We start from the raw sequence: 6963 nt of genomic DNA, 5'->3' as shown, positions 1-6963 counted from the left end.
GCAGGGGCGCGGCGAGCGGCTGGAAGCGCTTGCCGGGCTGGCGGATATGCCGACGTTGCTGGTGAACCCCGGCGTCGCCGTATCGACGGCGGCGGTGTTCAAGGCGTGGGATGGCGTCGATCGCGGCGCATTGCCGACCGGGGACGTGCTGGCGATGGCGCTCGAAGGGCGCAATGACCTGGAGGCACCGGCGCGCGCACTTGCGCCCGAAATCGACGCAGTGCTGGACGCGCTTGGCGAGGGCAATCCAGTGCTGGCGCGCATGTCGGGCTCGGGCGCGACCTGCTTTGCCCTCTATACGGATGAGGCGGAGCGCGCCGCCGCCGCGACGCGCATTCGTGCCGCCCAGCCGGGGTGGTGGTGTCTCGAAACGCGACTCGCATGACGCTCTCGCGCTCCATTTCGGGACAGACGATGCAGCGCGCTGTGCCGCAACGGCGGAAATGCGCGCTTGGCACTGGCCTTGCAGCGGTCGGATCGAACGGGTCCGCCGCCCCCAGCGGAGCGCCCGTTGATGGTCCACGGTCCCCCCGCGCGCCATCCATGCAGCGGGACGGCGCGGGCAACCGCGCCGTCCCCTCGTCGGCATGACCGGCCCGCGCATCCTGCCCGCAACCACGGGCGACATTCTGCTGATCTGCGATCACGCGTCGAACGCGGTGCCTGTCGGGGTCGAGCTCGGCATCGCGCCCGACTTGCTCGACAAACACATTGCGATCGATCTTGGCAGCGCCGCGCTGACCGAAGCGTTGGCGGAAGCGCTCGATGCACCGGCCATCCTTGCCAGCGTGTCGCGTCTGGTGATCGACCTCAACCGCCCGCTCGAGTCTCCGGGCTTGATCCCCGTCGCCAGCGATGGCCACGCCATTCCCGGCAATGCCATCGCCGAGCGCGACGACCGCATCGCTCGCTTTTATGTGCCTTATCACGAGGCCATCGACGCCGCGATCGCGGCGCGGCGACCGGTTCTGCTTGCGGCGATCCATAGCTTCACGCCACAGCTCGAAAGCGGGAGCGGCGCGGTTCGTCCCTGGGAAATCGGTATCCTGTCGAACAACGACCGTCGCGCCGCCGAGATCGCGCTGCCGCTGCTGAGGGCGCAGGGCCTGGTCACCGGCGACAATGAACCCTATTCGGGCCGCCTGCTCAACGCGACGCTCGACCGGCATGGGGAAGGCAACGGGATTGCCAGCCTTTCGATCGAAATCCGCAACGATCTGATCGCCGACGCGGGAGGGGTAGCCCGCTGGACCACGATCCTCGCGCCAATTTTGATCGAAATACGTAACAGACTTGCGTCGAACGGGGGTTTGGCGACATAGGCTTTCGCCATGACTCGCACCTTCGACAAAGCCAAGCTCCCCAGCCGTCACGTTTCGGTTGGTCCCGAACGCTCACCCCATCGCAGCTATTATTATGCGATGGGCATCGCCGAGGCGGACATCGCCAAGCCGTTCGTCGCGCTCGCCTCGGCTGGAAACAACTCCGCGCCGTGCAACACCAAGCTGGACGAACAGGCCGATGCCGCGCAGGCGGGCGTCATCACCGGCGGCGGAATGCCGCGCCGTTTCAACACCATCACCGTCACCGATGGCATCGCATGGGGCATCAGGGGATGAAATCCTCGCTCGTCAGCCGCGAAGTGATCGCCGATTCGGTCGAGCTCAGCGTGCGCGGCCATTGCTATGACGCGCTCGTCGGCTTTGCCGGGTGCGACAAGTCGCTGCCGGGTATGATGATGGCGATGCTGCGCCTCAACGTGCCGAGCATCTTCGTCTATGGCGGATCGATCCTGCCCGGTCGCTTCCATGATCGCGACGTCACCGTCGTCGATGTGTTCGAGGCGGTCGGCCAATATGCGGCGGGCGGCTGTCCGCTGCAGGAACTGATCGAGCTCGAAAAGGTCGCGTGCCCCGGGCACGGCGCGTGCGGCGGGCAATTCACCGCGAACACGATGGCGTGCGTGGGTGAGGCGATCGGCCTGTCGCTGCCCAATTCCAACATGATGCCCGCCCCCTATCGCGGCCGCGACGAGATCGCGATCGCAGCGGGCGAGCAGGTGATGGAACTGATCGCGCGCAACATTCGCCCGCGCGACATCTGCACGCGCGAAGCCTTCATCAACGCAGCGCGCGTTGTCGCGGCGACGGGCGGATCGACCAACGCCGCCTTGCATCTGCCCGCGATGGCCAATGAAGCGGGCATCAACTTTGATTTGTTCGATGTGGCAGAGGCCTTTAAATCAACGCCTTATATCGCCGATCTCAAGCCCGGCGGTAAGTATGTCGCCAAGGATATGTATGAGGCGGGCGGTGTCTACATGCTGATGAAGACGATGCTCGAAGGCGGCTTCCTCGACGGCAATTGTCTGACCGTGACGGGCAAGACGCTCGGCGAGAATATCGATCAGGTCACCTGGAACCCCGACCAGAAGGTCATTTACGACGTCAAGGCACCGCTGTCGGCGACCGGCGGTGTGGTCGGTCTGCGCGGCACGCTCGCCCCCGATGGCGCGATCGTGAAGGTCGCGGGGATGCACCGGTTGCAGTTCACCGGCCCGGCCCGCGTGTTCGATTGTGAAGAGGATTGTTTCGCGGCGGTCGAGGCGCGCCAGATCAACGAGGGCGAAGTCATCATCATCCGCTATGAAGGCCCCAAGGGCGGCCCCGGCATGCGTGAGATGCTGTCGACCACCGCCGCGCTTTACGGTCTTGGGCTGGGTGAAAAGGTCGCGTTGATCACCGACGGTCGCTTCTCGGGCGGCACGCGCGGCTTCTGCATCGGCCATGTCGGGCCGGAAGCCGCCGAAGGCGGGCCAATCGGGCTGGTCGAAGACGGTGACATCATCCGCATCGATGCCGAAGCGGGCACGATCGACCTTGATGTCACCCCGGAAACGCTGGCCGCCCGCAAGGCGGCATGGGTGCCGCGCGTCAATGATTACCAGGCGGGCGCGCTGTGGCGCTATTCCCAGACGGTCGGGCCTGCCTATAAGGGCGCGGTCACGCACCCGGGAGCCAGCGCCGAAACTCATGTCTACGCGGATATCTAGTCTAATATTGCTGGCCTTTTCGCTCGCCGCGTGCGGCGAGCAACGCACCGACCACGCCACACTCGCCAAGATCGAGGCGGAGCAGCGCCAGGCGCGCGACGATAGCGGGAACATCGTCTGCGCGGAGCGCGGTTCCGCCGATTTCGCGCGGACCTGCACGGTCGACCGAAGCGAAACCGATGCCGGGCTGGTGCTGACCGTGCGCCACCCCGACGGGGCGTTCCACCGCTTGTTGGTGACCAAGGACGGGCGCGGCGTCATCGCTGCGGACGGCGCGGAGACGGCCGTGGTGACGATCATTGCCAATGGCGAGATCGAGGTCGCTTTGGGCGGGGACCGCTATCGTCTCCCCGCCACCGTCAAAAGCAAGGCCGCGGCCGCCTCATGACCCCCCATTGCAGGGCAGCCGATCCTGACCGCCGCCGAAATGCGCGCGGCGGAACAGCGCGCGATCGATGCGGGAGCCAGCGTTGCCGCGCTGATGGAGCGCGCCGGGGCGGGCGTGGCTGAGGCGGTGCGGCGGCTGGCGGGGGATGCACCGGTGCTGGTGCTGTGCGGACCGGGCAATAATGGCGGCGACGGCTATGTCGCGGCGCGGATTCTGCGCGCGAACGGCGTCGCGGTACGCGTGGCGGCGACGGGGGCTCCGACGAGCGAGGCCGCCATTCAAGCACGCGGCGGCTGGGATGGGGCGGTTGAAGCGCTTGGCGATGCCGCGCCTGCGCCGGTTGTGCTCGATGCCATTTTCGGGACGGGGCTGTCGCGGCGGGTCGACGATGCCATTGCGGCACCGCTGGCTGCGCTGGTGCAGGCGGCGCGGCTTTCGATCACGGTCGATGTGCCGACCGGCCTCGCCACCGACACGGGCGAGGCGCTGATCGATACTGTCAGCCGCTTCGATATCACGCTCGCACTGGGTGCGTTGAAACCCGTGCATGTGCTTGCTGCATCTGCTGAAACTTGTGGAACCGTGCGGTTGGTGGAGATCGGCCTGGAGACACGCAGCGCTGCGCGCGCGACGGTGATCGATCGCCCCACGCTGCGAGCGCCCGGCAGCGACAGCACCAAATATACGCGCGGGATGGTGGCGGTGGTCGGCGGGATCATGCCCGGAGCCGCCGCGCTCGCTTCGGAGGCGGCGATGCGGGCCGGGGCGGGGCTATGTGCTGTTGCTGTCGGACACGCTGCCGGCCAACACGCCGCACGCGCTGGTGCGTCGAGCCTGGGCACCGGACGCGCTTGCGGACGCGCGGATCGGAGTGATCCTGATCGGCCCCGGTCTCGGGCGCGACGATGCGGCGCGATCCAAGCTCGCAGTGGCTTTGGCAAGCGATCGCCCGCTGGTGCTCGATGGCGATGCGCTGCATTTGCTGGACGGACGGACCTTTCATGATCGGAAAGCGCCGACGATCCTGACCCCGCATGGCGGCGAATTTGTTGCGGCGTTCGGCGCGTGGAGCGGCAGCAAGATCGAGGCGGCACGGTCCGCCGCAGCCTCATCGGGGGCGGTGGTGGTGTTCAAGGGCGCGGACACGGTCATCGCTGATCCCGATGGCAGCGTGGTGATGGCTCCGCATGGCTCGTCCTGGCTTTCGACCGCAGGCACGGGTGACGTGCTGGCGGGGGCGGTCGCCGCGTTGGCGGCAAGCGATTCGCCGCTGGGGACGCCAGCGCGCGCGGCGGCAGCGGTGTGGATGCACGGCGCGGCCGCGCGGCGGTTGGGCGGGGCGTTTCTGGCGGACGACTTGGCGCGTGAAATATCGGTAATAAGGGCGGCGTTGTGAGCGATGTGATTGTTCGGGTGGCCGCGCGCGGCGACGGTGTCACCGCCGATGGTCGCCATGCTGCCTTCGCCGCGCCGGGCGATACGCTGACGCCCGACAATCTCGTGATTCCGGGGCCGCGCCACCAGACGCCGCCATGCCGCCACTTTCCGGTGTGCGGTGGGTGCCAGCTCCAGCATCTCGATGACGCAAGCTATGCCGATTTCCTCACCGATCGCATATCGGGTGCCCTCGCCGCCCAGGGGCTGACGGCACCGCTTCGACCGCCTTCACTGTCCCCCGACCGCACGCGGCGGCGTGCGGCGCTCCATGCCGAGGTCAAGGGCGGTGCGGTCCGGTTGGGGTTCAGCGAACCCGCCAGCCATGCGATCGTCGATGTGCAGGAATGCTGGATCCTGACGCCTGCGCTGTTCGCGGTGCTGGCGCCTTGCGCAAACTGCTCGCGCGGGCACTGAAGGGGCGGGCGCGGCTGCATTTGACCGAGGTCGATCAGGGCATCGATCTGCTGATCGAGGGCAAGCTGGCCGAGGGGCTGGCGATTGCCGAAGGGATCACGGCGTTTTGCGGCACGCACGGTATTGCGCGCTTGGCGGTCGATGACGGGATCGGCCCCGAAACGCGCTGGGAGCCTGAGGCGGTGACGATCACGCTCGGTGGTGTGGCGGTGCCCTTTCCCTCGGGCAGCTTCCTGCAAGCGACGCGCGAGGGCGAGGCGAGCCTGGTTGCGGCGGTGCGCGAGGCAATTGGCGCAGTGCGGGTGAGCGCGGATCTGTTCGCCGGGCTGGGCACGCTGGCGCTGTCGCTGCCGGGCAAGGTGTATGCTGCCGAGGCTGGGCGCGATGCGATCTTCGCGTTGAAGGCGGGCGCGGCGCAGGCGGGCCGGGCGGTGTTCGCCGAGCATCGCGACCTGTTCCGGCGTCCGTTGACGAGTGCGGAATGCGACCGGTTCGAGGCGATCGTGCTCGATCCGCCGCGTGCGGGTGCGCGCGAACAGGTGACGCAACTGGCGGCATCAAAGGTGCCGGTGATCGCCTATGTTTCGTGCAATCCCAGTAGCTTTGCGCGCGATGCGGAGATTTTGTGCAAGGGTGGTTACACGCTCGATTGGGTGCAGCCGGTCGGCCAGTTCCGCTGGTCGACCCATGCCGAGTTAGCGGCCCGCTTCAGCCGATAGCCATCAAGGATAATCGGCCCGCAGGAAGTACAGGCCGTCGGGCGGGGCGTTGAAGCCGAGTGCGGTGCGGTCGCGGGCTTCGAGCGCGGTGGTCATGTCGTCGGGGCTCCATTTGCCCTCGCCGACCAGCGCGAGACAGCCGACCATCGAGCGCACCTGATGATGCAGGAAGGAGCGCGCCGAGGCGAACACGCTGATCCGCTCGCCTTTCGCCACCACATCGAGCCGGTCGAGCGTGCGCAGCGGGCTGTCGGCCTGGCAATGCGCCGAGCGAAAGGTGGTGAAGTCATGCCGCCCGACCAGCCGCGCGGCACCGTCCGCCATTGCCGCGACATCGAGCGGGGCGGGGATGCGCCATGCCAGCCCGCGCTCGACTGTCAGCGGCGCGCGGCGGGTGACGATGCGGAACTCATAATGCCGCCCGATGCATGAAAAGCGCGCGTGCCAGTCATCGGGAACGATCTCGCAGTCGAGGATCGCGATCGGGTCTGGCCGTAACTTGGCGTTGAGCGCCTCCATCAGCCGGAACGGGGTGAAGTTCCGCGTCAGGTCGAGATGCGCGCGCATACCGAGGCCGTGAACGCCGGCATCGGTGCGACCGGCGGCATGGACGGCGATCTCCTCGCCGGTGATGGATTGCGCGGCGCGTTCGATCGCGGTCTGCACGCTCGCCCCGTGGCGCTGGCGCTGCCAGCCCATATAGGGGCGTCCGTCGAACTCGACCGTCAGCGCGAACCGCGTCAAAGCTGTGTGCCTGCAGGGATGGAGAAGCCGCGCAAGAGTTCGTCGGTGGTCATGACGCCACGCCCGGCGCGTTGCAGCAAGGTCGGGCGGATCGCGCCGGTGGCGCAGGCGATGGTTAGAAGCGTGTCGAGCACCTCTCCTGCTCGCTGGTGGGGAGAGGGCCGGGGAGAGGGGCTGTGCGCATCGTCAGCGTTCTGCTGGACTGCCTC

Annotated in this window: 3 protein-coding genes and 5 pseudogenes; 6 read left to right on the top strand and 2 right to left on the bottom strand. The window is 67.6% G+C overall.

Features of this window, described 5'->3' with window-relative positions:
* The 6 genes and pseudogenes from NW75_RS19180 to NW75_RS19155 all read left to right on the top strand — a co-directional run.
* Positions 1 to 385 (top strand): annotated as a pseudogene (locus tag NW75_RS19180) (4-(cytidine 5'-diphospho)-2-C-methyl-D-erythritol kinase); the annotation flags it as partial.
* A gap of 202 nt (positions 386 to 587) precedes the next feature.
* On the top strand, positions 588 to 1322 hold the full coding sequence (locus NW75_RS19175; protein ID WP_033966915.1) for an N-formylglutamate amidohydrolase: 735 nt from the start codon (positions 588 to 590) through the stop codon (positions 1320 to 1322).
* A gap of 9 nt (positions 1323 to 1331) precedes the next feature.
* Positions 1332 to 3052: pseudogene (ilvD, locus tag NW75_RS19170) on the top strand (dihydroxy-acid dehydratase).
* Between the two features lie 7 nt (positions 3053 to 3059).
* Positions 3060 to 3440, top strand: a complete 381-nt coding sequence (locus NW75_RS19165; RefSeq protein WP_231565327.1) for a hypothetical protein — start codon at positions 3060 to 3062, stop codon at positions 3438 to 3440.
* A gap of 39 nt (positions 3441 to 3479) precedes the next feature.
* Positions 3480 to 4836: pseudogene (locus tag NW75_RS19160) on the top strand (NAD(P)H-hydrate dehydratase).
* Positions 4833 to 6010, top strand: a pseudogene (locus NW75_RS19155) (class I SAM-dependent RNA methyltransferase). Before NW75_RS19160 ends, NW75_RS19155 begins: the two co-directional pseudogenes overlap by 4 nt.
* 3 nt (positions 6011 to 6013) lie before the next feature.
* Here NW75_RS19155 and truA read toward each other — a convergent pair.
* The gene (gene truA, locus NW75_RS19150) at positions 6014 to 6754 is read right to left on the bottom strand and encodes a tRNA pseudouridine(38-40) synthase TruA (protein WP_033966913.1); all 741 of its coding nucleotides are present in this window, start codon (positions 6752 to 6754) and stop codon (positions 6014 to 6016) included.
* Positions 6751 to 6963: pseudogene (locus NW75_RS19145) on the bottom strand (methionyl-tRNA formyltransferase); the annotation flags it as partial. The gene truA and the pseudogene NW75_RS19145, both read right to left, overlap by 4 nt.

It is taken from the genome of Sphingomonas sp. Ant H11 (assembly GCF_000797515.1).
In the GTDB taxonomy this organism is placed as follows: domain Bacteria; phylum Pseudomonadota; class Alphaproteobacteria; order Sphingomonadales; family Sphingomonadaceae; genus Sphingomonas.
Note: the sequence above shows the minus strand (reverse complement) of the source record. Positions and strands in the feature narration are given on the sequence as shown.